Raw genomic sequence first — 20,325 nt, 5'->3', positions numbered from 1 at the left:
ATAATCACGTTCGTTCAATAAGAAATGGTTTGCAGCCGGACGATGCGGCCGCGCGCGCCGACGCCATTTCGCCGCATCGGAGCAGCCTGGGGGATGCGCCATGGCCACGCCTGCAGAAATCCTGGCTCCGTACGCAGGCGAGCCGCATTGACAAGCGGGCCCCAGGCTTCGAAAACGCGCGCGCCGTAACTTCCCGCGACTTTACTTCCCGAGTTTTCGATGACCTACATCGTCACCGACGCCTGCGTCCGCTGCAAGTTCATGGACTGCGTGGAGGTGTGCCCGGTCGATTGCTTCTATGAGGGCGAGAACTTCCTCGTCATCAATCCCGACGAATGCATCGACTGCGGCGTGTGCGAGCCCGAGTGCCCGATCGACGCCATCAAGCCGGACACCGAGGACGAGGCCGACGGCAAGTGGCTGCGGATCAACTCCGACTACGCCAAGGTCTGGCCCAACATCACGGTCAAGGGCACCCCGCCGGCCGACCGCGAGGATTTCGAACGCGAGACCGGCAAGTTCGAAAAGTATTTCAGCGAAAAGCCCGGCACGGGTTCCTGATCCCGGCCTGATCGCCGCCATGATTTCTAGAGGTTGAACCGTCGCCCGGCTGCGAAAGCTTGGCGGCGCGATCCCACGTGCCGGGACGCAACCCTTTCATGAGGCTGAATTTTATGCTATTGTCTCTGCCGACGTGACAATTGCGGTCATCGCGATTGGTCCGTCATGTCGAAGAAGCCGTTTCGAGAAACCATTTGAACCGGCACGCCCGATCGAAGGCGAAGGTGTCTTAAAGGTCTATTCCAAATCCTGACAGGCTTGTCCCCGCATCCAGTATTTCGCGGCGCGGGAACCCGTCTTCTTTTGGTTTGGAACAGAACACGGCGTTCGGGTCCCACCGGCCCGCATTGATGAGGACGAACATGAGCAAGACTGGTCTGGAATTCTCGGTCGACGATCACGTCGTTTATCCTGCCCACGGCGTGGGCACGATCCAGGCGGTGGAGACCCAGGAAGTGGCCGGCATGTCGCTCGAAGTCTACGTCATCACTTTCGACCATGAAAAAATGACGCTCCGCGTCCCGACCAAGAAGGCCAAGACGGCCGGCCTGCGCCCGCTGGCCGAAGGCAACACCGTCAGCCAGGCCCTGACCACCCTGAAGGGCCGCGCTCGCGTGAAGCGCACCATGTGGTCGCGTCGCGCCCAGGAATACGAAGCCAAGATCAACTCGGGCGACCTGATCTCGATCGCCGAAGTGGTGCGCGACCTGCACCGCGCCGAGAACCAGCCGGAACAGTCCTACTCGGAACGCCAGCTGTATGAATCGGCCCTCGACCGCATGGCCCGCGAAGTCGCCGCCATCGAGCGCATCGACCGCGAAGCCGCCATCGGCATCCTGACCAAGTCGCTGGTCAAGGCCGCCTAAGGCGACCTGGATCTCCAGAACGAAGAAGCCCCCGCATCGCCGGGGGCTTTTTTGTTGCCTAGCCCGCCTGCTGCCGCCGTCGCCACGCACCGGGCGAGGCGCCGTACTCCCGCCGAAAGGCGCGGATGAAGGCGGTGTCGTTCTGGTAGCCAACCTCCTGGGCAATGTGGGTCAGCTGGGCGTTGGAATGGCGCAGCAGGCCGGCGGCCAGCACCATCCGCCACTGGGTCAGGTATTGCATGGGCGCCTGCCCCACCAAGCGCTGGAACCGCGCGGCCAGCACTGAGCGCGAGGTCCCGATCTGGCGGGCCAGCTGCTCCAGCGTCCAGGCCTCGGCGGGCTTCTGGTGAAGGGCCGTCAGGGCCGCGCCGACGATGCGGTCGCGCACCCCGGCCAGCCAGCCCGTACCGCCCTCGCCCTGCTCGGCCATGTGGATGCGCAGCACCTCGATGAACAGCACCTCGGCCAGTTTCGACAGCACTCCGGCCCCGCCCGGGCGGGGCGAGCGGGCTTCCGCCAGGGCGTAGCGCAGCGACGCCTCCAGCCAGTCGCCTGCCCCGGAGCCGCGCACATTGACCCGCAGGATCGGCCCTAATCCCGTCATCAGCATCGCCGCCAGCCGCGCGTCGCTGGCCAGGTAGCCGCAGACCAGGCGCGTCACCGCTCCGCCGCCGCCGAACGACAACAGCCGCGGCCGCCGCGAGAACAGGCTGCCCAGCCGCCGCCCCTGGGCGGGAGCCAGGCCCGGCGCGGAGGTCATGCGGTGGGCGTGGCCGCGGGTGAACAACACCACGTCGCCGGCGACCAGCTTCATCGTCGGCTGGCCGTCCAGCTCCACGAAGCACTCGCCCTCGGTGATCATGTGGAAGATCAGCAGGTTCTCGGCGCCGGCGTCCAGCATCGGCGCGGCCTCCTCGGCGCTGCCGGCCTGGTAGCACCAGGGCGCGGAGAAGCGGGCGTTAAAGAAGATCGCCCCCGACAGGCGCACCACCCGCAAGGTCTCCGACAGGGCGTCCATCAGTCCACGACGATCCGCACGGGCAGGGCCTGGGCGTCGCGCAGGGCCGCCGACATCGGCGCGCGCCGCTGGGCGGTCTCGACCAGGGCCCGCAGCCGCTCGGGAGGGATGTCCGGTGCGGTGATCCTGACGGTGATGGCCAGGTCCAGCGGCCCCGGATAGACCAGCGCGCCGTCGACCTCGGCCAGGCCCAGCAGGCCGCGGGAGTCAGTGCGACTGTCGGCGCGGACCTCCAGGCTTTCCAGCACCAAGCCGTCCTGGGCCGCGATCATGGCGATGGTGGTGGCCGTGCAGGCCGCCAGCCCCGCCCGCACCATCCAGCCCGGCGTGACCTGCTCGCCCGTCCCGCCCAGCTCGCGCGGCATGTCGGTCAGCACCTGGGCGCCGTTCGGGTGAGCGGTCTCAACCCCCACGCCGCCACGCCAGCGCGCCAGGCCCGGCGCATCGTCATGCAGCCCTGCGCCCGGCCGCTTCTGCAGCACCGCCGCCGCCCGCGCCAGCGCGTCGGCCAACGTCTCCCGCGCCATGGCGGTCTCCTCTTGAAACGGCGCAACCTAGAGCCGCGCAGCCCGCGAGACCACAGACCATCGTTATGCGAGACGCACGGTCAGCTCTGGCGGACGCTGGGTCAGCTCATTTTAAGGTTCGGACGCTGGGTCAGCCCAGACCGACGCCCTGCCAGGACGCGCGAGCCGCCTTCGCGCCAGAAGCCAGCCGCTTCGCCAACGGGGAGATCCACATGACCACCACCGCCACCATCGACTACGACGCCATCAAGGGCCGCCAGCAGGCCGCCTGGGCTTCCGGCGACTACGCCGTGATCGGCACCACCTTGCAGATCGTCGGCGAAACCCTCGCCGAGGCCTGCGACCTGGGCTTCGGCGACCAAGTGCTGGACGTCGCCGCCGGCAACGGCAACGCCACCCTGGCCGCGGCTCGACGCGGCGCGACCGTCGTCTCGACCGACTATGTCATCGGCCTGCTGGACCAGGGCCGCGCCCGCGCCCGGGCGGAGAACCTGCCCATCACCTTCCGCTTCGCCGACGCCGAGGCCCTGCCGTTCGACGGGGCCAGCTTCGACGCCGTGCTGTCGGTGTTCGGGGTGATGTTCGCGCCCGACCACGCCACGGCGGCGGCCGAGATGATGCGGGTCTGCCGACGGGGCGGCCGCATCGGCCTGGCCAACTGGACGCCCGACAGCTTCATCGGCCAGCTGTTCAAGGTGCTGGGCCGCCACGTCCCGCCGCCCGCCGGCCTGCGTCCGCCCTCGGCCTGGGGCGATGTCGCCCACCTCAAGAGCCTGTTCGGCGACGCGGCCGCGATCACGATCAATCGGCGGGTCTTCAACTTCCGCTACCGCTCGGCCACGCACTTCGTCGAGGTGTTCCGCAACTGGTACGGACCGGTGCACAAGGCCTTCGCCGCCCTGCCCGACCCGGCCGCCGCCCAGCTGGCCGAGGAGATCGAGGCCCTGGCCGACGCCTTCAACATCGCCAGGGACGGCCGGCTGACCGTGCCCAGCGACTATCTGGAAGTCGTCATCCGCCGCTAGCCGTCTTCCATTGCTCAGCCCCCGGAAAGCTTGCTAGCAAAATGGCAGGGGCAAGCGGGGGACAGCATGGACACGGCAGCGCAGGCAAACCCGGGCGGCGCGGTCACCCGCTTCCTGACCACCGCCCCGCCGTGGCTGTTCGCGCTGTATGGCGGCCTGTCGTCGTTCGCGGTCTATTTCGCCATGTTCGGCTATCGCAAGCCGTTCACGGCGGCCGCCTACGCCCAGGCCGCCGGCTGGCCGTTCGCCTTCGACTTCAAGATCGCCCTCGTCATTGCGCAGGTCGCCGGCTACGCCACGGCCAAGTTCATCGGGGTCAAGGTGATCTCGGAGATGAAGGCCGGGCGCCGGGCTGTGGCAATCCTTAGCCTGATCATGGGGGCAGAGCTCTCATTGCTGCTGTTTGGCCTGGTCCCCGCGGTGGCGGGGCCGCTGGCCCTCTATCTGAACGGCCTGTGCCTGGGGATGATCTGGGGCCTGGTGTTCGGCTTCCTGGAAGGGCGCCGCCTGACCGAGGTGCTGGGGGCGATGCTGTGCGCCAGCTTCATCCTCTCCTCGGGCGTGGCCAAGTCGGTCGGCAAGATGCTGCTGCTGTCCCATGTCGACGAGCGCTGGATGCCGGCCCTTTCGGGCCTGATCTTCGCGCCGCTGATGCTGGTCGCCGTGCTGGCCCTGGCCCAGCTGCCGCCGCCCAACGCCGCCGACGAGGCCGAGCGCGTGCGCCGCGCGCCGATGAACGCCCAGGACCGCAAAGCCCTGTTCGCCGCCCACGCGCCCGCCCTGATCCTGCTGATCGCGGTCTATATGATCCTCACCGCCCTGCGAGACTTCCGCGACAACTTCTCGGCCGAGATCTGGGCCGAGCTGGGCTTCAAGGCCACCGCCTCGATCTTCACCCTGTCGGAGCTGCCGGTGGCGGCCATCGTGCTGATCGGCCTGGCCGCCCTGATGGGGGTCAAGGACAACCGCCGGGCCGTGGCCTTCAACATCGGCTTAGTGGCCCTGGGCTTCGTGCTGCTGGGCGGGGCGACCCTGGCCTTCCAACTGGGCGTGCTGGCGCCCGTCTGGTGGATGATCCTGGCCGGGGCGGGGCTCTACATGGGCTACACGCCGTTCAACGCCATGCTGTTCGACCGGATGATCGCCGCCACCGGTAAGGTCGGCACGGCCGGCTTCCTGATCTATGTGGCCGACTCATTCGGCTATATCGGCAGTATCTCGCTGCTGCTGGTGAAGTCCTTCGCCCAGCTGGACATCGCCTGGGGCCAGTTCCTGGCGATGGGGGCCTATATCGCCTGCGGCCTTGGACTGATCGGCCTCGCCCTGGCCAACCGCTTGCTGGTAAACCTCAAGGATGGTTCAGCCCAAGCTTAGCACCCGCGCCCGCCTGGCCCTTCATGCGTTCCTGAAGAACGAAGCCGCCGGCGGCTATGTGCTGATGGTCGCCGCCGCCCTGGCGCTGATCGTCGCCAACTCGCCGCTGGCCCGCGCCTATTTCGCGGCCCTGCACGCTGGCGTCGGCGGGATCAGCGTGCACCACGCGATCAATGACGGGCTGATGGCGCTGTTCTTCCTGCTGGTGGGGCTGGAGATCAAACGCGAAGTGCTGGATGGCCAGCTGTCGCGCCTCGCCGACGTTCTGCTGCCCGGCGCGGCGGCCCTGGGTGGCGTGGCGCTACCGGCGCTGATCTATCTGGCCTTCAACGCCCAACATCCGAACAGCATCGCCGGCTGGGCGATCCCCTCGGCAACCGACATCGCCTTCGCCCTGGGGGTGCTGGCCTTGCTGGGCTCGCGGGTCCCGACCTCGCTGAAGGTGTTCCTGACCGCCATCGCCATCATGGACGATCTGGCGGCCATCGTGATCATCGCGCTGTTCTATACCGAGCAGTTGAACGGCCTGGCCCTGGCCGGGGCGGGCGCGGTGCTGCTGGCTTTGGTCGCCCTGAACCGCCTGAAGGTGCTGGCGCTTTGGCCCTATCTGCTGCTGGGCGCGGTGCTGTGGTTCCTGGTTCTGAAGTCGGGGATCCACGCCACTCTGGCCGGCGTCGCCCTGGCCCTGACCATCCCGCTACGGCGCGAGGGCCCCTCGCCGCTGCATCGACTGGAACACGCTCTGCACAAGCCAGTGGCCTTCGGCATCACCCCGCTGTTCGGCTTCGCCAACGCCGGGCTTTCGTTTGCCGGGGTCGGCCTCTCGGCGCTGCTTGCTCCCGTGCCGCTGGGCGTGGCCCTGGGCCTGTTCGTCGGCAAACAGCTGGGCGTGTTCGGCGTCGCCTACGGCCTGGTCAAGCTGGGATGGGCTCGACTGCCGCAAGGCGCCTCGGTCGCTCAGCTCTACGGCGTGGCGGTGCTGTGCGGGATCGGCTTTACCATGAGCCTGTTCATCGGCGGCCTGGCCTTCGCCGATCCGGCCCTGATCGACGCCACCAAGATCGGCGTGCTGGTCGGCTCGCTGGGTTCGGCCCTGCTGGGCGTCGTCATCCTGCGCCTGGCGAAACCGGAACCTCCAGCCCGACCTTAGTCCGGTCCATGACCACCGAGGTGCGGAAGCGCCGGACATTGCCGTTCTCGAAGAACAGCCGCTGGGTCAGGGCTTCGAAGTCGGCCATGTCGCGGGCCACGCAGATCAGGGCGAAGTCGCTCTCTCCGGTCACGTAATAAGCCTGCTGCACCTGGGGCTCATCGCGGATCGCGGTGCGGAAGGCCGCCAGCTGCTCGCGGCGCTCGCGCTCCAGTTCGACCATGACGATGAAGGTCATCGGAAAGCCGACCACGGCCGGGTCCAGCACCGCCGCCTCGCGAGCGATCGCGCCGCTGGTGCGCAAGCGCTTCAGCCGCCGCTGCACCGAGGCCACCGACAGCCCGCAGGCGTGGGCCAGGACATCGATGCCCTGGGTCGCGTCGCGCTGCAACTGGTCCAGCAGGATGCGGTCGGCGGCGTCCAGCGTCACAGCGGTCATGAGAGGTTTCGCGCACCCAGCAAGTCGATTTTGGGAAACTTAGTCGCCGAACGCCGATCTGGCGAGCCAAACAGCGCAGCGGGATCGGCTAGGCTTCACGCCATGAACTTCGCCCCCGATCCCCGCCGGCCGCTGCGCACCTTGAGCGCCCTACCCGGCTTCGCCGCCACGGCGCTGCGCACCCTGGCCCGCCCTGACGGCCCCGATGTGCTGATCAAGGACGAGCGCTCGCGCCTGGGGCTGCCGGCCTTCAAGGCGCTGGGCGGCGTCCATGCCGTGGCGATGCTGCTGGAGGACCTGCGCCGCCAGGACCCCAACGCGACCCCGACCTTCGTCTGCGCCAGCGCCGGCAACCACGGCTTGGCGGTGGCGACTGGCGCGCGGCTGCTGGGCGCCAATGCGCGGGTCCACCTGCCTCGTGGCACGCCCGCCGCCTTCGCCCAGCGGCTGGAAGCGGCCGGCGCACAGGTGGTGATCGGCGCGGGCCTCTATGACGAGACCGTGCTGGACGCCCAGGCCGACGCGACCGCCACCGGCGCGATCCTGCTGTCCGACGCCGCCACGTCCGACCACCTGGTCCCACCGGCCCTGGTCATGGAGGGCTACACCCTGATCGCCGAGGAACTGCGGGCGGTGTTCGAGGTCTCCGGCCGCTGGCCGACCCATGTCTATCTGCAGGCCGGGGTCGGGGGCCTGGCCGCCACCATCGCCCACATGATCCGCCAGACCTGGCGGTTTCAGCCCGCCCTCGTCATCGTCGAGCCGGAGGCCGCGCCATGCTTGGCCGCCAGCGCCCGGGCCGGTCGCCCGGTGCGGGTCGAGGGGCCGGTCTCGGTGATGGGCCGCCTGGACTGCAAGGCGCCGTCGATCCTGGCCCACACCGTGCTGGCCCGCTGCGACGTCAACTACGCCACGGTCAGCGACGAGGCCGCCCACACCGCCGCCGAGCATCTGGCTTTTGCCGGCCTTGCCACCACGCCCTCGGGCGCGGCCGGCTTCGCCGCCTGCCTCGCCGCCGATCTGCCGCCGGACGCCCGGTCGCTGGTCTTCCTGACCGAAGGACCCCTGCCTTGAAGCTGCTCTATCAGACCCACTCGCCCTTCGCCCGCAAGGCGCTGGTCTTCGCCCACGAGGCCGGCTTGGCCGACCGCATCCAGGTGATCCATCACGAGACCAGCCCCACCGCCCGCAACGCCGAGGTCTTTGCCCTGAACCCGCTGGGCAAGGTGCCGGTGCTGCTCACCGATGAGGGCGAGGCGATCTTCGACTCCGGGGTGATCTGCCAATATCTGGACGCCGAGCATGGCGGCATGTCACTGATCCCCACCAATCCCGCCAAGCGGGTCGCCGCCCTGCGGCTGCAGGCAGTGGCCGACGGTCTCTCGGAAGCCGGCATACTGGTGCGTTGGGAGACGGTGCGTCGGCCGCCCGATTTGCGCTACCCGCCGCTGGCTGAGGGGCACCTGGCCAAGGTCGCTGACGGCTGCGCCTGGCTCGAGGCCAGCTTCCAGCCGCACGAGATCCCAGGGCTGGCCGAGGTCGCGATCGCCACGGCCCTGAGCTGGCTGGCCTTCCGACAGATCCTGGACGTCAGCGCCGCCTGTCCGCGCCTGTGGGCCTGGTACGAGACTTTCGAACAGCGCCCCTCGATGCGCGCCACGGCCCTGGCCGGGGATACCGTGGATCACTGAGATTTCGCGAATGAGATTGACTCGCAATTTTATCTGAAATAGCGGGCGTCCCCAGAACGGATCTTCGGGGGACTTTTCATGCGTCGACATCTGCTGACCGCCTGCGCCTTTAGCGCTTTGGCCCTGGCCCATGCCGCCGCAGCCGCCGAGGCGCCCGCTGTCGACCAAGCCACCGCCGTCGATGCCGTGATAATCACCGGCGAGAAGGCCAACCGCAGCGTCCAGGAGACGGTGACCAGCGTCGCGGTGACCACCGCCGCCAGGATCGAGCGCGAGAACATCCAGACCCTGTTCGACGTGATCGCCCGCACGGCGAACATGAGCGAGACCTACGGCAAGATGGGCTTCACCATCCGCGGCGTCTCGAACGTCAACGTGTCGGGCGGCGGCACAGCGGGCCTGGCCACCCTCTATGTCGACGGCGCGGCCCTGCCCAACGAGTCGATCTTCAGCGGCCCGCTGGAAATGTGGGACATCGGTCAGGTCGAGGTCTTCCGCGGACCGCAATCGACCCTGCAGGGCCGCAACGCCCTGGCCGGCGCGATCGTCGTCACCTCAACGGCCCCCAGCCAGACGCCGTCGTTCCGGGCGCGGGTGAACATCGCCAGCGGCGACGAGCGCACGATTTCGGTGGCCGGCGGCGGCCCGATCGTCGCCGACCAGCTGGCGTTCCGCGTCGCTGTCGAGAAGAAGGACAGCGACGGCTTCATCTACAACCCGACCCTGAAGCAGGACGTCGACGCGGTCGACAACCTGTACATCCGCGGCAAGCTGCTGTTCACGCCCAGCGCCACGCCGAACCTGCGGGCGATGCTGACCTACGCCTATAACGACCGCGAGTCGGGCTATCAGTTCACCTACTCGCGCACCGACCAGCCCGACTACTACAAGCACCGCGTCGACCTGTCGGGTGACCCGACCCGCACCAAGTCCAGGACCGAAATCCTGACGGCGGACGTCGCCTATGACCTGACCGACAAGCTGACCCTGAACACCATCGCCTCGTTCAACACGGTCAAGACCGACTCCACCTACGACATGGACTTCCAGCCGGTCCGCAACTCGTTTGGCCAGCACAACCAGGACACCGAGACCACGTCGCTGGAGATGCGCCTGAACTACGAGGGCAAGCGCCTGAAGGGCCTGGTGGGCCTGTGGCATTCCCAGCGCGACGTTCAGGACTTCCTGGCCAGCCAGGTGAACGTCGCCTTCCCGCGCGCCACCCTGGTCAATGTGCTGACCTCGACCCTGCTGGCCGGCGTCCCCTCGCCCACCGCCGCCCAGCAAGCGGCCGCCGCGGGCCAGGCCAACGCCTTCGCCAACCTCTATATCGCCGCCCTGCCGGTGGTGCCGGTCAGCTATGCCGGCGACCAGCCCAACCAAGTCGAGACCAACGCCATCTTCGCCGATGCGACCTTCGACCTGACCGACAAGCTGACCCTGCTGGGCGGCTTCCGCTACGATCACGAAAAGAACACCATCGCCACGACCCAGACGGCGGTGTTCACCGGGACCTATCCCACGCCGGCCGCCTTCGGCCCTTACGCGCCCTATGTCACCCAGGTGAACGCCTTCGTGGCCGGCATGGTCGCCCAGGCCGGGTCCAACGCGCCCGCTGACACCCGCACCTTCAAGGCCTTCCTGCCCAAGGTTGGGGTCAAGTACGCCTGGACGCCGGACATCTCCACCAGCCTGACGGCGCAGCGCGGCTATCGCTCGGGCGGCTCGACGGTCAACCAGGCGCGCTCGACCGTGGTCGCCTATGACCCGGAATACACCTGGAACTACGAGGCGGCGTTGCGCACCGCCTGGCTGGACGGGTCGCTGACGCTGAACGCCAACGCCTTCTATGTCGACTGGAAGGACCAGCAGGTCTCGGTGAACCTGGGCCTCAACACCTTCGACAACCAGGTCGAGAACGCCGGCCGGTCACACCTGTACGGCTTCGAGGTCGAGCTCGCCCAGCGCGTGACGCCGCAGCTGTCCTGGTACGCCTCGCTAGGCCACACCCGGACCAAGTTCGACGATTTCAACGTCTCCAGCGGCGCCGACACCCGCAACCTGTCGGGCTCGGAATTCCCCTACGCTCCGCACTGGACCGTGGCGGCCGGCGTCGATTATCGCTGGGACAACGGGTTCATCGCCCACCTGGACGGCAACTTCCGCACCGGCTCCTTCGACCAGGCTGGCCTCGACCAGAACCTGGACGGCGTGATCAAGAAGCGCGTGCTGTTCAACGGCCGCTTCGGCTACCAGCAGGACCACTGGGGCGCCTACGTCTACGGCCGTAACCTGCTGAACCAGACCTACAGCCAGTACAATCGTACAGACTTCGCCGTCTCCCTGCTGGGCGAGCCGCGCATCGTCGGCCTGACCCTGGAGACCCGCTGGTGAGCCCTCTCTGGGGTCTGGCGCTGGCGCCCCTGCCGCTGGCGGGGACCGTTGTGCTCAAGCGCGCCTGGGACAAGCCCAGCCCTGAGCGGCCGTGGCTGATCGGCGGCGGCTGGGGCCTGCTGACCATCGCCATCGCCGCCTCGGTCCCGCTGATGGGCGCGGCGCGCGGGCCGTTCGCCATGCTGACCCTGGCCTCGACCGTGGCCCTGGTTCTGGTTGCACTGGGCGTCGAGCGCCGCAACGCCAAGAAGAAGGCCGCCCGCGAACTGGCGCCGGAGCCGTCGGACCGCAGGCGCGTGGTCTGGCGCGGCTGGCTGCGCGGTTTCCTGGCTGGACCGTTGGCCGGGATCGCCGCCATGGGCTGCGGCCTGGCCGTCGCCATCTGCGCGCCCGGACAGATCCAGAGCCGCATGGTCATCGGCGGGCTGATGGTGCCGTTCTTGTGGGCCGGCGGCATGGCCTGGACCCTGTCGGACGACAAGATCCTGCGCGCCACCGCCGTGCTGGTCGGGGTCGCCACGCTCACCTTGGGCGCGGCCTTCCTGAAGGGAGCGCTCTGAGATGGACGGCTCGACCACCGCCCCCACCAAGCCGAAAGCGCTAAAAGCCAAGGCGATCGGCAAGCCGATCTGGCCGAAGATCCCCGCCGACTTCGTGCGCGCCATGCTGGCCGGCCACTCGGCCCTGGGCCTGGCCTTTGCGGCCCTGATCTATGTCGTCTGCTTCTCGGGCTCGATCGCCGTCTTCACCTATGAGTTCACCCGTTGGGAGCAGCCGGAAAGGCCGGTCCTGCACCAGGTGTCGCCTGCGGCGGCCGACGCCGCGTTTCGCGCGGTGCTAACCAAGAACCCCAAGGCGCATGATCTCTTCATCCGTCTGCCCGAGCCCGCCTCGCCCCGCCTGTCGGTGCATGGCGACGACGCCCAGGGCGGCGAACACACCTATTACGCCGACGCGACCGGCAAGCTGGTTGGCGAACAGAAGACGCCCTGGTCGAACTTCCAGGCAACCTTGCACACCGTGCTGCACCTGCCGCGCGCCTGGGGCGGCTTCATCGTCGGCCTGACCGGCGTGGCCCTGCTGTCGTCGCTGGTCTCGGGCGTGCTCTCGCACCCCCGCGTCTTCAAGGACGCCTTCGCCTTCCGGTGGGGCGGCTCCAAGCGCCTGCAGGAGGCCGATCTGCACAACCGCATCTCGGTATGGGGCCTGCCCTTCCACCTGATCGTCTCGCTGACCGGCGCCTTCCTGGGCCTGACGGTGATCATCGTCGGGGTGCTGGCCCTGGCCACCTTCAAGGGCGACACCAGCAAGGCCTATGCGCTGTTCACCGGTCCCAAGGTGGCCGACGATCCGCGCCCGGCGGTCAGGATCATCAACCTGAACGCGATCCTGACCGACCTGGCGACCCGCTATCCGAACGCCCGCGTCAGCTACCTCTATGTCGAGCATCCCGGCGAGACCGGTCAGCACGCCACCGCCAACCTCGTCACCGAGGGCCGGCTGTCGCGCGGCGAGACCGTGGTCATCGACGGGACCGGCAAGGTGCTGGGCGCGGTCGGCTACGAGAGCGGTTCGGTCGGCATGCGCGTGCTGTCGACCATGACCCCGCTGCACTTCGGCTGGTTCGGCGGCTGGCCGATCAAGGTCGCCTATCTGCTGCTGGGCCTGGGCCTGACGGCGGTCACCTCTAGCGGCGTCGCCATCTGGCTGGCCCGTCGCCGCGACAAGGGCCGCCCGGCGCCGCGTTGGGAGCGGGTCTGGATCGCCTTCGTCTGGAGCCAGCCCCTGGGCTATGCCGTCTCGGCCCTGGCGGCCCTGATTGTCGCCGCCCCGCCGGTGGCGGTGTGGGGCGCGGTCACCCTAGTGGCCACCGCGACCGCCATCGCCTGGACGCCGAAGACGATTTCGGCCGCCCTGCGCCTGGCCACCGCCGGCTTCGTCGCCTTGACGGCGATCGTCCATGTAGTGGTGAACGGCGGCGCGCTGGTCGATCCGGTGGCCTGGATCATCAACGCGTCGCTGATCGCCACGGCCGCGATCCTAGCCGGCTCGGTCTGGCTGAGCCGGCCCAAGGCGCCCGCTACAGCTTGAGCCGCAGCGAGACCTTGAAGGTGCGCGGCGCGCCCGGGAAGATCCAGACCGGGCTGTAGGAGCTGGCCGCGTAACGCTCGTCGAACAGGTTGTCGACCTCGGCCCGCACCGTCAGGGCCGGGGTCAGGCCGTAATCGACCGCCGCCTTGGCCTTCCAATAGGCCGGCAGTTGCACGCCGCTGCCATCCAGCCCTGCGGTCCGGTCGCCTTGATAGGCCGCGCCGGCGGTCATCGACCAGTCGGTTCCTCGCCCAGTCGGGAAACGGCCGAGCACGAACAGCCCGCCCGAGTGCTTGGGCACGTTCAGGACATCCGGGCTGGCGAAGGCGCTGTCATCGGCGCGGGCCTTGGTCCGGGCGTAGTTGGCGACCAGCTGCCAGCCCTGCCCCAGCTTCATGGCGCCGTCGAACTCCACGCCCTTGCTGGTCAGGCGACCGACCGGGGCCAGGAAGTTGGGATCGGTCGGGTCGCTGGTCAGGATGCCGCGCTTTTCGATGTCGAAGGCGGTGAGGCCGATGTCGACGCCGGCCCAGGTCCCCGAAACGCCGACCTCGTACCCCTTGGCCGTTTCCGGCGCGAAGCCCGTTCCGTCGCGACCCGTGCCCGAGTTCAGCACGAACGACTGACCCCAGCTGGCGTGCAGCGCCCAGGCGTCGGTCAGGCGGTAGCGGCCGGCCAGACGATAGTCCAGCGGCTGCCCCGTGGTGCGCCCGGTCGCGCCGGTGCGGTTGTTGCGGATCTTCTGGACATAGTCGTCATAGCGCACCCCCCCGGTCAGGCTGAGGCGGTCGGTGACCTCCCACAGGTCCTGGACATAGACGGTGGTGACGCGGCGCGTCTCGTGATTGTCCGCAAACGGAAGAAGCGGCAGAGCAACGTCGCCGTAGACCGGGTTGAAGACATTGATCGGGTGCGGTGCGGCCGCCGTCGGGTTGCGGCGCAGGAAGCGTTCCTGAAACTCCAGGGTGTAGCCCTTCAGACCGATGCTGAGGTGATGATGGCCCGGCCCCGCCTGGATGTCGCCGGTCAGCTCCAGCCGACCCGACCAGTCCTCGACCGCGAAGTCGCGCTGCCGGCGTTGGCGCCACAGGGTGTCGCCGACCAGCCGCGACGGGTCGCTGGTGAAGCCTTTCAGCGTGCCGTCGCGATAGGCCACGCCGCCGTTCAGAGTCCAGGTCCCGCCCAGCGCAGCCTCGCCAGTCAGCTGGTGGCGGTTGTTGCGGAATTCGGTCACGCCGTCGTCCGGCTCGCCGTAGAAGGCCGAAGCCGGCAGCGCCAAGGCGTCGCCGTTGATCGCCGGCTGGCCGCGGTCGAAGGGCGTGTCATAGCGGGTGATCTCGCCCACATAGGTCAGGCGCAGGCCATCCTTGGGCCGCCAGGTCAGCGACGGGGCGATGGCGGTGCGGTTCAGGGTGACGTGATCGCGCCAGCCGTCGCTCTCCTCATGCGCCACCACCAGACGAGCGGCCAGGGTGTCGGTCAGCGGGCCGGTCAGGTCCAGCTCGCCGCGCTTGAGGCCGAACGAGCCGATGGTCGCGGCCGCCTCGATCTGGCGCGTGAAGCGCGGAGTCTTGGAGACGATATTGACCCGGCCCGCCGGATCGATGTCGCCGAACAGGGCGCCGGCCGGCCCCTTCAGCAGCTCGACCCGCTCGGCCGTGGCCGGATCGCGCGGCGGGGCCAGGCCCCGGTTGGCCAGGAAGCCGTCGACATAGTACTCGGCGCCGCCGTCCGGGGTGCCCAGGAAGCCGCGGATGGCGAAGTTGTCCATCACCCCGCCGCGGTTGTTCTGCTGGCTGACGCCGCTGACCAGCTCCAGGGCGTCGGACAGGCGCGAGGCCCCGACCGCCTGCAGCAGGTCGCGCTCGATCGAGCGGCTGGACGGCGACATCAGCTCGGTGACCCGTCCGGCGCTCAGGGTGACGTCGGCCGCAGCGTCGCGGCGGCCCAGGATCACGATGGCCTCGACCGCGTCCGGCGGGGCCAGGGCTTCCTGAGCGGGAGCTGCATCGACGCCGGCGGCGGACAGAAGGCACGCGACCGCGCAGCCCGAAAGCGAGGACAAGACCGGAAACTCCGTTTGTAATGTTATATTGTATCGACTAATCGAGTTGACGTCATGATGTCAAACGCCGCCGTCGTCGCCCCGCTTTCGTCCGCCGCCGTCGCAGCCCCCGCCGCGACCAGCGCCCGCATCCGCTCGATCGATGCTCTGCGCGGCTTCGTGATGCTGCTGATGATGGTCGACCACGCGCGCGAGTTCTTCTTCATCCACGCCCAGGTCGCCGACCCGATGAACCTGGCGACGACGCCGCCGGACCTGTTCTTCACCCGGCTGGCCGCGCACCTGTGCGCGCCGGTCTTCCTGGCCCTGACCGGCCTGGCGGCCTTCCTCTATGCGGCGAAGGCCGGCGGAGCCAAGGCCGCGTCCAGCTTCCTGTTCAAGCGCGGTCTTTTCCTGGTCGTCCTGGAGCTGACCCTGGTCAGCTTCGGCTGGAACTTCACCCTGACGCCGCCGACCGTCTTCCTGCAGGTGATCTGGGCGATCGGTCTGTCGATGATCGCCCTGGCGGCCCTGGTCCACCTGCCCCGTCCGGCGCTGATCGCCGTGGGCCTGATCATCATCCTGGGCCACAATCTGCTGGACCCGATCGCGTTCGAGCCCGGCCAGCCCGGCCACGCGATCTGGGCCGTGCTGCACGACCGCGGCTTCATCGAGACGCCCTGGGGCTTCCGCATCCGCACCTCGTACCCGCTGCTGCCCTGGATCGGCATCGCGGCCCTGGGCTACGCGATCGGCCCATGGTGCCGGCAAGACGGACAGACTCGCCGCCGCAAGCTGGTGCTGCTGGGCCTGGCCATGCTGGCGCTATTTGCGATCCTGCGCGCCGCCAATGTCTACGGCGACCCGACGCCGTGGAGTGTCCAGGGCTCGGCGCTGGAGACGGCGATGAGCGTGCTGAACCTGCAGAAGTACCCGCCGTCAGCCGACTTCGCGCTGCTGACCCTGGGCGTCGGCGCCCTGCTGCTGGCGGGCCTGGAGAAGATCCCCGACCGCCTGGCCACCACCATCGCGGTGTTCGGCGGCGCGCCGCTGTTCTTCTACCTGATCCACCTCTACGGCCTGCACCTGCTGCACCTGGCCGCGACGGCGGTGTTCGGCGCCAACCAGGGAGAGGTGTTCAGTCTCCCGAACGTCGCCTCGCTATGGCTGCTGTCGGCCGTGGTCGCCCTGCCCTGCTGGTACGCCTGCCGCTGGTTCGGCGCTCTCAAGCGGCGCAGCAACCAGCCTTGGATGAAGTACCTCTAGCGCAAGGTCACTCGTCGGGGCGGAACTTGTTCACCGCCACGCGCAGTTGGCCGACATTGATCGGCTTGGCCAGCACCTCGACGCTTTCGAAGCCCTTGCGCGGCAGGTCGCCATAACCGGTGGCGAACACGAACGGCACGCCCCGCTCGCGCAGCTGCTCGGCGACCGGAAAGACCATCTCGCCGCCGATATTGACGTCCAGCACCGCCCCGTCGGGTTGAGGATCCTCACCGCCCAGCCAGGCCAGGGCGTCTCCGACAGCGCCGAACGAGCCGGCCACTTCGCAGCCCAGGTCGTCGAGCATGTCCTCGACCATCATGGCCACCAGGGCCTCGTCCTCGACGATCATCACCTTGGATTTCATGCCGCCAGCCACCTCATGCAGCAAGACTCATCCTTTGCGATAGCGGAGCGCGCAGGGTGTAGACGACACCGTCCGGCGTGAACTCCAGGGTAGCCTTGCCGCCCAGGTCGCGGGCCAGGCCGCGCTGGATCATCTGCGAGCCGAAGCCCTTGCGCTCGGGCGTGCCGACGATCGGCGGGCCGCCGACCTCGCGCCAGGTCAGGGTCAGCATCGGCGGCGCGGCCTCTTCCTCGACGCTCCAGCGAATGACCACGCGGCCTTCCGGCGTCGACAGGGCGCCATGCTTGGCCGCGTTCACCGCCAGCTCGTGCAGGGTCATGTGCACCGACACCGAGGTCTCGGCGCTGAAGGTCAGGGCCGGGCCGATGATGTCGAAGCGGTCGGAGACATTGGCGCTGAACGGGGCCAGGGCCTTGTCCAGGATCTCCTCCAGCTGGGCGCGGCCCCAGGCCCGGCGCGTCAGCAGTTCGTGCGCCTTGGACAGGGCCAGAATGCGGTTCTCGAACGTCTCGGCGAAGGCTTCCGGCGAGGTCGCCGCGCGCAGGGTCTGGCGTGAGATCGACTGGACGATGGCCAGGGTGTTCTTCACCCGGTGGTCCAGCTCCTGCAGCAGGAAGGTGCCGTGGTGGCGGGCGTCGACCAGGCTGTCATGCAGCCGGCCGCTTTCCAGGGCCGAAGCCGTGGCGCGGGCGATGACCTGCAGCTTCTGGACGACTTCCGGCGACGGGGTGTGCTCCTTGGCCCAATAGGCGCCGATGGCCGCCACCGGATCCTCCATCCGCACCGGCGTCATCACCAGGCTTTTGACGAAGGTCGGACGGTAGGCGTCGTGCGGGATGCGGTCGTCCAGATAGATGTCGGGGATGACCACGGTCTGGCGGTTCAGCATCGCCCAGCCGGAGATGCAGGCGGTCAGCGGGAAGCGCTTGCCCTTCCACAACGGCCCGATCGCGTCCTCGTCAAAATACCAGCACTGTTCGTTGTCGCGCAGCACGAAGGCCACGCCGTCGGCGCCCGAGATGCGGCGGGCGGCCTTGCGGACCACGTCCGCCACTTCGCTGATGGTGCGGGTCGCCGACAGCGCCTCGATGGTTTCGATGAGAGTCAGCAGGCCGTTGTCGGCTTGTTGAACGTCATCTCGGGGCGCGTAATCCAGCATGACTCCAGCATCACACGGCGGTTGTATGCGAAACCCTAACATGCGCGACAAGCCGGGCAAGCTGGGCCGCATGCGACCGATACGCGCAAACACACATGCGCGTGGGTTGAACGTCGAGACACCCGTTAGTCGGGTGAGCGACGGAGAGGCCGCAACCCTGCGGAGTCCCTTGCAGAGTCTGGCGTTGAGGCGAGCTGAACCGCCGCTTCGCGCTCCGCGTTCAAGGCGCCGTCGGCGGGACCACGGCCGGCTCGCCGCGCAAAACCCGCGACAAACGGTCGCGGTCCAGAGCGCCTTCCCAGCGCGCCACGACCAGGGTCGCGACCCCGTTTCCGACCAGATTGGTCAGGGCGCGGCACTCGCTCATGAACCGATCGACGCCGACCAGCACGGCCAGGGCCGCGATCGGGATGTCGGGCACGACGGCCAGGGTCGCGGCCAGGGTGATGAAGCCCGCGCCAGTGACGCCCGAGGCGCCCTTCGAGGTCAGCATGGCCACGCCCAGCAAGGCCAGCTCCTGCCCCAGGGTGATCGGCGTGTTGGTCGCCTGGGCCAGAAACAGGGTGGCCAGGGTCATGTAGATGTTGGTGCCGTCCAGATTGAAGCTGTAGCCGGTGGGGATGACCAGGCCCACGACCGAGCGCTTGGCCCCGGCGTTTTCCAGCTTCTCCATCATCTGCGGCAGCACGCTCTCCGACGAGCTGGTGCCCAGCACGATCAAGAGCTCCTCGCGGATGTAGGCCAGAAAGCGCAGGATCGAGAAGCCGCTGGCCCAGGCGATCGCCCCCAGCACCACCAGCACGAACAGGATCGAGGTGACGTAGAAGGTCGCCACCAGCGCGCCCAGCTGCATCAGCGCCCCGATGCCGTACTTGCCGATCGTGAAGCCCATGGCTCCGAACGCCCCGATCGGCGCCAGCCGCACCACCACATGGATGACGCCGAAGAACAGCTTGGCGATGTCCTCCAGCACATTGGCGACCTTGTCGCCGAAGTCGCCCATCCGCGTGCAGGCGAAACCCGTCAGGATGGCCACCACCAGCACCTGCAGCAGATTGCCCTCGGCGAAGGCCCCGAAGAAGGTGTCCGGGATCAGGTGCAGCAGGTACGCGACCAGGCCCTCGCCGTGCTTGGCCTTCTCGACATAGCCGGCGGCGATCGACGGATCGAGCGTGGCCGGGTCGATGTTGAAGCCGTCGCCCGGCCGCAGGGTGCGCCCGACGATCAGGCCCAGCGCCAGCGCCACGGTCGACACCACCTCGAAGTAAAGCAGCGCTTTGACGCCCACCCGGCCGAACGCCTTGATGTCGCCCATCCGGGCGATGCCGCCGGCCACGGTGCAGAAGATCACCGGCGCGATGACCAGCTTGATCAGCTTGATGAAGCCGTCGCCCAGCGGTTTGACCGCCACCCCGATCTTCGGCCACAGCGCCCCGACCAATATGCCCAGCGCGATGGCGATCAGGACCTGCACATAGATCGATTTCAGATGCCGCAACCCGCTCGCCCCTCAGAAGCTTGGCCCCAAGCCGTCCCGCGGGCTTCGCACACCCGCCGTCTTGCGCTATTGACCCTGGCCCGCGCACGCCGCGGCCCGGTAGCTCAGCAGGATAGAGCAGCGCTTTCCTAAAGCGAAGGTCGGGGGTTCGAGTCCCTCCCGGGCCGCCAATTTTTTGGCAATAATTTCAATAACTTAACGCCAAATCCGCCGCATGCTTTAGCTCGGGAAAATCGGAACAAAACGGGTCAGTTCGGGACTTTTCGGAGACGAATCCCCGGAATAGTCCCGGATAATAGCCAACCTCAAAAAGCAGAATGGGACAGCGCAGAAATGCGCCCCGTACCGTGAAGCTCTAGGTGTAAGTCACCTCCCTAAGCCGACTCCGACTATGTCGGCCGAACAGCCCAGAGCTTTGCCATGGCGTCCGCAGCGAGAGATCTCTGCTGAGCAGACTGAGCGTAACGCTCCACCTCGCGTAAGCTCGCGTGGCCCGTGACTGACGCAATTTGGTGAGCGGTGCAGCCCGCTTCCGCCAAGCGGCGTGCGGCGGCTTTACGAAGGCCGTGAGGACTAGCGCCCTTCGGTAACCCCGCCTTGCGGGCGCAATCAGTGAACCAACCCGAAAAGCCAGCCGCTGACATGGGCCGTCCGTACGCAGTCACTAGGAAAGTAGCATTGTCCTTAGGAAGAAGACTGATGGCACCAAGGAGATCAGGATGAAGCGGGATTGTGTTTCGGCTTGCAAAAATGACCCCCATCTCGGGGATATCGGCGTCCAAAAATGACCCCCTGTCCTTGAGGCTTTGATGGCCAGATCGGCGGCTTGTGTAGCCGCGGATCGAGACGGGGATGTTG

At 68.0% G+C, this 20,325-nt stretch carries 18 protein-coding genes and 1 tRNA gene; 12 read left to right on the top strand and 7 right to left on the bottom strand.

Annotation, left to right across the window (positions count from 1 at the left end; genetic code table 11):
- The first annotated feature begins 219 nt into the window (after positions 1-219).
- Together fdxA and ABDW31_RS20200 are read left to right on the top strand one after the other, a co-directional pair.
- Positions 220-561 carry a ferredoxin FdxA gene (gene fdxA / locus ABDW31_RS20205; protein ID WP_184722799.1) on the top strand — a complete coding sequence of 114 codons (342 nt, stop codon included), beginning with the start codon at positions 220-222 and terminating at the stop codon, positions 559-561.
- Positions 562-923: 362 nt separating this feature from the next.
- Positions 924-1,427: a CarD family transcriptional regulator gene (locus ABDW31_RS20200; protein ID WP_184722802.1), complete on the top strand. Its 504-nt coding sequence runs from the start codon at positions 924-926 to the stop codon at positions 1,425-1,427.
- Positions 1,428-1,485: 58 nt separating this feature from the next.
- Here the strand turns inward: ABDW31_RS20200 and ABDW31_RS20195 are convergent, their stop codons facing one another.
- Both ABDW31_RS20195 and ABDW31_RS20190 read right to left on the bottom strand, forming a co-directional pair.
- Positions 1,486-2,445 carry an AraC family transcriptional regulator gene (locus tag ABDW31_RS20195; RefSeq protein WP_184722804.1) on the bottom strand — a complete coding sequence of 320 codons (960 nt, stop codon included), beginning with the start codon at positions 2,443-2,445 and terminating at the stop codon, positions 1,486-1,488.
- Entirely contained in the window at positions 2,445-2,972 is a 528-nt protein-coding gene (locus ABDW31_RS20190; RefSeq protein WP_184722807.1) for an OsmC family protein, read from the bottom strand. Before ABDW31_RS20190 ends, ABDW31_RS20195 begins: the two co-directional genes overlap by 1 nt.
- 212 nt (positions 2,973-3,184) lie before the next feature.
- Here ABDW31_RS20190 and ABDW31_RS20185 point away from each other — a divergent pair, with 212 nt between their 5' ends.
- The 3 genes from ABDW31_RS20185 to nhaA all read left to right on the top strand — a co-directional run bounded on the left by ABDW31_RS20185 (position 3,185) and on the right by nhaA (position 6,521).
- Complete coding sequence (locus ABDW31_RS20185) at positions 3,185-3,997, top strand: class I SAM-dependent methyltransferase (RefSeq protein ID WP_184722810.1); 813 nt, start codon at positions 3,185-3,187, stop codon at positions 3,995-3,997.
- Between the two features lie 66 nt (positions 3,998-4,063).
- A complete protein-coding gene (locus ABDW31_RS20180) occupies positions 4,064-5,371 on the top strand; it encodes a DUF5690 family protein (protein WP_184722813.1) in 1,308 nt (435 codons plus the stop codon).
- Positions 5,352-6,521 (top strand): Na+/H+ antiporter NhaA, encoded by a 1,170-nt coding sequence (gene nhaA, locus ABDW31_RS20175; protein ID WP_184722816.1) that lies wholly within the window; start codon positions 5,352-5,354, stop codon positions 6,519-6,521. Before ABDW31_RS20180 ends, nhaA begins: the two co-directional genes overlap by 20 nt.
- On the opposite strand, the gene ABDW31_RS20170 is transcribed toward nhaA, so the two are convergent.
- The gene (locus ABDW31_RS20170) at positions 6,478-6,960 is read right to left on the bottom strand and encodes an Lrp/AsnC family transcriptional regulator (protein WP_184722819.1); all 483 of its coding nucleotides are present in this window, start codon (positions 6,958-6,960) and stop codon (positions 6,478-6,480) included. The two genes, nhaA and ABDW31_RS20170, sit on opposite strands and share 44 nt — an antisense overlap.
- Positions 6,961-7,062: 102 nt before the next feature.
- On the opposite strand from ABDW31_RS20170, the gene ABDW31_RS20165 reads away from it, so the two are divergent.
- From ABDW31_RS20165 to ABDW31_RS20145, 5 genes are all read left to right on the top strand, one after another.
- Positions 7,063-8,034, top strand: a complete 972-nt coding sequence (locus tag ABDW31_RS20165; RefSeq protein WP_184722821.1) for a pyridoxal-phosphate dependent enzyme — start codon at positions 7,063-7,065, stop codon at positions 8,032-8,034.
- On the top strand, positions 8,031-8,651 hold the full coding sequence (locus tag ABDW31_RS20160) for a glutathione S-transferase family protein (RefSeq protein ID WP_184722824.1): 621 nt from the start codon (positions 8,031-8,033) through the stop codon (positions 8,649-8,651). The genes ABDW31_RS20165 and ABDW31_RS20160 overlap by 4 nt, the downstream gene beginning before the upstream one ends.
- Before the next feature lie 78 nt (positions 8,652-8,729).
- Complete coding sequence (locus ABDW31_RS20155; protein ID WP_184722826.1) at positions 8,730-11,045, top strand: TonB-dependent receptor; 2,316 nt, start codon at positions 8,730-8,732, stop codon at positions 11,043-11,045.
- Complete coding sequence (locus ABDW31_RS20150) at positions 11,042-11,605, top strand: hypothetical protein (RefSeq protein WP_343699473.1); 564 nt, start codon at positions 11,042-11,044, stop codon at positions 11,603-11,605. Before ABDW31_RS20155 ends, ABDW31_RS20150 begins: the two co-directional genes overlap by 4 nt.
- A 1-nt stretch (position 11,606) precedes the next feature.
- A complete protein-coding gene (locus tag ABDW31_RS20145) occupies positions 11,607-13,136 on the top strand; it encodes a PepSY-associated TM helix domain-containing protein (protein WP_184722831.1) in 1,530 nt (509 codons plus the stop codon).
- Here the strand turns inward: ABDW31_RS20145 and ABDW31_RS20140 are convergent.
- Positions 13,126-15,201, bottom strand: coding sequence for a TonB-dependent siderophore receptor (locus ABDW31_RS20140; RefSeq protein WP_343699472.1), 2,076 nt, complete (start codon positions 15,199-15,201; stop codon positions 13,126-13,128). The genes ABDW31_RS20145 and ABDW31_RS20140 overlap by 11 nt on opposite strands.
- 54 nt (positions 15,202-15,255) lie before the next feature.
- Between ABDW31_RS20140 and ABDW31_RS20135 the strand changes: the two genes are divergently transcribed.
- A complete protein-coding gene (locus ABDW31_RS20135; protein ID WP_184722834.1) occupies positions 15,256-16,446 on the top strand; it encodes a heparan-alpha-glucosaminide N-acetyltransferase domain-containing protein in 1,191 nt (396 codons plus the stop codon).
- Positions 16,447-16,453: 7 nt separating this feature from the next.
- Here ABDW31_RS20135 and ABDW31_RS20130 read toward each other — a convergent pair whose 3' ends face one another.
- The 3 genes from ABDW31_RS20130 to ABDW31_RS20120 form a co-directional block, all read right to left on the bottom strand.
- On the bottom strand, positions 16,454-16,810 hold the full coding sequence (locus ABDW31_RS20130; RefSeq protein ID WP_184722836.1) for a response regulator: 357 nt from the start codon (positions 16,808-16,810) through the stop codon (positions 16,454-16,456).
- A gap of 13 nt (positions 16,811-16,823) precedes the next feature.
- Positions 16,824-17,969, bottom strand: a complete 1,146-nt coding sequence (locus ABDW31_RS20125) for an HWE histidine kinase domain-containing protein (RefSeq protein ID WP_184722839.1) — start codon at positions 17,967-17,969, stop codon at positions 16,824-16,826.
- Positions 17,970-18,189: 220 nt separating this feature from the next.
- The gene (locus ABDW31_RS20120) at positions 18,190-19,458 is read right to left on the bottom strand and encodes a dicarboxylate/amino acid:cation symporter (RefSeq protein WP_184724221.1); all 1,269 of its coding nucleotides are present in this window, start codon (positions 19,456-19,458) and stop codon (positions 18,190-18,192) included.
- A 102-nt stretch (positions 19,459-19,560) separates the two neighbouring features.
- Here ABDW31_RS20120 and ABDW31_RS20115 point away from each other — a divergent pair.
- Positions 19,561-19,637, top strand: a tRNA-Arg gene (locus tag ABDW31_RS20115).
- The last annotated feature ends 688 nt before the right edge of the window (positions 19,638-20,325 follow it).

Origin of the sequence: Caulobacter sp. (genome assembly GCF_039596335.1) — a bacterium.
Classification (GTDB): Bacteria; Pseudomonadota; Alphaproteobacteria; order Caulobacterales; family Caulobacteraceae; genus Caulobacter.
This window is presented reverse-complemented; position numbering and strand designations above follow the sequence as displayed.